This is a genomic window from Acinetobacter sp. YH01019 (assembly GCF_013420285.1).
Classification (GTDB): Bacteria; Pseudomonadota; Gammaproteobacteria; order Pseudomonadales; family Moraxellaceae; genus Acinetobacter; species Acinetobacter gandensis.
Map to the genome: position 1 here is coordinate 1 of NZ_VOYM01000136.1, position 4,095 is coordinate 4,095.

Consider the following 4,095-nt stretch of genomic DNA (forward strand, 5'->3'; position numbering starts at 1 on the left):
AAACTTTCTTTCTAAAACCCAACTTAATCAATCTTAACTAAGTCACTGTTTTATCAGAAGTTTTAATCTTCATCACCGCCGATGGATGTGCATTCTACAGCATTTCTTACCCAACGCAACACCTTTTTTGAATTATTATTTTTATACGTCTATTTTTTAGTCATTTTGCATTTTTTTATTCATTTTTTGTTCAAATTTGCTTTAATAGTCGCAATTCTAAGACTACAGAGGATGTTTTTTATTTATCATCGCGTCTAATCGCCGTTTTAATATAAAAACTCCCAGGATTTTTTATGCATCAATCTTCTTATCTATATGTAGGTATGTTTTTAATTGCATGTTCTACACACCTTAATGCCCAAGATGTGGAAACATCGACGACAGATACAAATACAACGAATACTGTTCCACATGATTCACGTACTGCTGCTGCCATAAAAAAACTAACTGTAAATGCCAATGCCGCACAATCAGAGGATGACAAAGATCCGTTTCAGCCATTGAATCGTCAAGTTTATGCAATGAACGATTACTTAGATATTCATATTGCTCGCCCCTTAGCTGTGCAATATGTTGAAAAGACACCAAAGGATGTGCGTGATTCTTATCGCTTATTTCGTAAAAATTTAGGAGAACCTTGGAATGCCTTTAACCAGCTCATTCAAGGGCGCCCTGTTCGTGCAGCACAATCACTTGGACGCTTTACTGTAAACACACTAACAACACTTGGCTTTGCTGACCCCGCAAGTCGTTTAGGTTTGACTACTGAAGATGAAAATTTCGGTGCGACCTTAGGATATTACGGAATCCCATCAGGCCCATATATTGTTTTACCAATTTTTGGCCCAAGCACTATTCGTCAAACAGTTGGTCTAGCTGTAGACAGTCAAGGCCGTCCACAAAAATATATGCTTGATGGACATGATGGCGCTTATTGGACAGAACAGACTTTACGTGGTGTTGATGCGCGCTCACAACTTTTAGATATTGATAGTGCAATACAGGGAGATAAATACTCACAAATTCGCGATATTTATCTACAACGATTGAGCTATTCGATTGCTGAAAAGAAAGGTATTGCTGAGGAAAATTTATTTATTGGCGATGAAGATGACAATTTTGATGATGAAGATACATCTATAGACAATACAGATGAGACGACTCAACAGAATCCAGATGATGTCATTAATGAAGATAATGATGTGACAGAATAAATATTTTTTTTCAATTGGCTGGTGGGTTTTTTCCTCCAGCTAGCATTTGCTTGTTATAGTACATCTTATTGTATGTCGTTGGATCGTTCTTATTCTTTATGTATTTCATTCAGCCTACTCGTGATATTCCATATTTAGATCAGGTACTTGATGCGCTTCCTAGCGTGCAAATGATTCACATTGAAGATCTAGATTTATATGACCCAACCATCATTGCAATTGCAGATGTCGCCGATTACCTGCATTATAAATGGACAATTCCCACAATAGTACTGGCCTTCGAACATGAAGGTGCTGCTCTTGCTCAAGCATGGCAACAAGGCGCGCTTGCTGGCTGGGTTTGGGATCATATTCCAACTAATCTACAAGATGCTCTTAGCCAAATTGACGCGCAATATAAGCGTAATCAAGACAGCCGTGATCTACCCTCTGCTGCTGAATTACAAAAAAGATTGCTCCCAAATCCCATTGAACTCAAAAATTATAAAATTGAAACTTTCTTTCAGCCATCTGCCTATCTGTCTGGTGATTGGTATGATTATTGGAAGTTAAATGATAAAGAAATTATTTTTTATTTAGCTGACGTTTCAGGTCACGGGGTTACGAGTAGCTTACTCACCTCTTGGATGGCTGCATTTCATGGACGTTCTAAAACCCCGCGCGAGTTAATTAAAAAACTTAACGGCATGCTTGTTCAGGAAAATATTGAAAAGCACATCACCATGATTGCAGGTACATTAAACCTTGAAACCCACGTTTTAAAGTGGTCAAGTGCTGGTCATTATCCTCCTGCTATCTTATTTGAACCAGGTCTACCTGCCCGTATTTTAAATACCAGTAGTTTCCCACTCGGTTTGACGGAAGACTTAGAAGTTGAAGAGTTTGAGTGCCAGCTTAATCGCTATACGCGCTTCGTCATCTGCTCAGATGGCGCACTTGAACCTTTCGATGGTGGCTTGAATGAACAGCTCGGTCAATTGGTGTATCACTTGCAAAATCAATCATTTCAAGCACCTGACCACGTCGCTGACGATATTGCAATCCTCAGTATACGACGAATCAATTAATCCAAAAATCAAATACTTAATGATAAGTCCTTATGCTTAAGTCGTTAGGCTACTTGAGTAAGCTGTAGCCCTATGGGATAATTTACTATCCTTTTCTGCAAATGGCATTTATATGTCAACAGGTCATGTTGAATATGCAAGCTTGAACGGAACGCATATTTTTAAGCTTATTGGCGAAGTGCGTGCCCAATCTTGTATTAGTCTAGACAAGCTACTCAACAAAATTGAACAGCAACAAAATGTAGTCGGTGCAATTGTAGATTTAACCCAAACTACATTCATCGATAGCACTGTGCTTGGTATTTTGGCAAAACTTGGTTTAAAGCTGAAACAAATCCACCACATCCAAGCGGTAATGTTATCCACAAACACCGACATCACCACGCTTGCAAACAGTATGGGCTTGGGTCAGGTTTTTGTTATCTTAAATTATTGTGGTGATCCAAAGGTTTGTACACGCGAACTGATGGAAGAACATATTACACATAACAATATGTTGAATACCGTTTTAGATGCGCATAAAACTTTAATGAAGTTAAATGAAAGCAACCAAAATATGTTTGAGCCATTGGTCAAACAACTGCAAAAAGAGCAGGAAAATCTCGACCAGACTCGCCAACAAAACGTCTAATTTCTAATAAAAACAACGGACTTTCTCCCAATGACCTTACTTTCTGTTGCACAAATGAATTCACAAAATGACATTGAAGATAATTTCAAGGTCATAGAATCATTGATGCAACAAAGCCAAGCACAAGGAGCAAGTTTAATTGTTTTTCCAGAAAATTTTGTTTGTTTCGCTGCAGGTAAACAACGTGAAACAGCTGCTCAGTTTGAAGTTATCCAACAAAGACTTGAGCAACTTGCACACCAATACCAACTTTGGATTATTGCTGGCACACTCCCATGCCCGTATCGTCCAGATGGCTCTATCATTGCAGATGGTCGTGTTCGAACAGTAAGTTTATGCATTAGTCCCGAACGTACTGAAGCTCGTTATGACAAAATTCATCTGTTTGATGTACAAGTTGGTGATGCTGTCGGAGGTTATCAAGAATCAAAATTTTTTGAACCTGGAACTCATACCGTTGTTGCAAAAACACCATTTGGCAATATTGGCTTAATGGTATGTTACGACCTACGTTTTCCTGAATTGGCTCTCAAGTTACATGCACAAGGTGCAAATATTTTGACAGCTCCCGCAGCATTCACCTACACCACAGGTGAGATGCATTGGCAATTGTTGTTACAAGCACGTGCAATGGACAGTCAATGCGCTGTTTTGGGTTCGGCACAACAAGGTTGGCATGGTGAAAAACGTCAAACTTGGGGTCACACGGGTGCTGCAAATAGCCGTGGTGAGTTACAAGAGATGATCCAAACCGAAGGTGCTGGCTTAATCACAGTACCTTTTGATTTAGTAGAACAAGTGAAAATCCGTGAATCTATGCCACTGATGCAACATCGTGTCCTCATCCAATACTAAGCCCTCAGTTACACGTTATATTTAAATAAATTACAAAAAAGCTGATTATTGTTTAAGCAAAATCCCCCACGATAGACAATTGATGGTTAATCACAGGGGTTTAATAATGACTTTAGAAAAAGCTGTATATACCGCAAAAGCAAAGGCAACTGGTGGCCGAGACGGCCGTGCAACAACTTCCGATGGACTATTAGATATTCCGGTGGTGTTTCAAAAAGTATGCTGAAAAAAAGCAGGTTGGATTTTGATAAAATAGAGAAATGCGAATAACTCTAGAAATCAAGTGTCCAGCCTGCCTAAGTGACAGTATAAAGAAAAATGGCACAAA

General features: G+C 39.0%; 4 protein-coding genes and 1 pseudogene. All 5 read left to right on the plus strand.

Annotation, left to right across the window (positions count from 1 at the left end; all coding sequences use genetic code 11):
• Positions 1–293: 293 nt before the first annotated feature.
• Positions 294–1,214 carry a VacJ family lipoprotein gene (locus FTT84_RS17085; RefSeq protein ID WP_180058187.1) on the plus strand — a complete coding sequence of 307 codons (921 nt, stop codon included), beginning with the start codon at positions 294–296 and terminating at the stop codon, positions 1,212–1,214.
• A 98-nt stretch (positions 1,215–1,312) separates the two neighbouring features.
• The gene (gene gigA / locus FTT84_RS17090; protein WP_067763422.1) at positions 1,313–2,281 is read left to right on the plus strand and encodes an RsbU family protein phosphatase GigA; all 969 of its coding nucleotides are present in this window, start codon (positions 1,313–1,315) and stop codon (positions 2,279–2,281) included.
• A gap of 112 nt (positions 2,282–2,393) precedes the next feature.
• A complete protein-coding gene (gigB, locus tag FTT84_RS17095) occupies positions 2,394–2,912 on the plus strand; it encodes an anti-anti-sigma factor GigB (protein WP_180058188.1) in 519 nt (172 codons plus the stop codon).
• 30 nt (positions 2,913–2,942) lie between these two features.
• On the plus strand, positions 2,943–3,767 hold the full coding sequence (locus tag FTT84_RS17100; protein ID WP_180058189.1) for a carbon-nitrogen hydrolase family protein: 825 nt from the start codon (positions 2,943–2,945) through the stop codon (positions 3,765–3,767).
• A 106-nt stretch (positions 3,768–3,873) separates the two neighbouring features.
• Positions 3,874–3,966, plus strand: a pseudogene (locus tag FTT84_RS17105) (organic hydroperoxide resistance protein); the annotation flags it as partial.
• Positions 3,967–4,095: the final 129 nt, after the last annotated feature.

Coding starts and splice junctions, on each gene's coding strand:
- FTT84_RS17085 (WP_180058187.1), top strand. CDS start 294: ATGCATCAATCTTCTTATCTATATGTAGGTATGTTTTTAATTGCATGT.
- gigA (WP_067763422.1), top strand. CDS start 1,313: ATGTATTTCATTCAGCCTACTCGTGATATTCCATATTTAGATCAGGTA.
- gigB (WP_180058188.1), top strand. CDS start 2,394: ATGTCAACAGGTCATGTTGAATATGCAAGCTTGAACGGAACGCATATT.
- FTT84_RS17100 (WP_180058189.1), top strand. CDS start 2,943: ATGACCTTACTTTCTGTTGCACAAATGAATTCACAAAATGACATTGAA.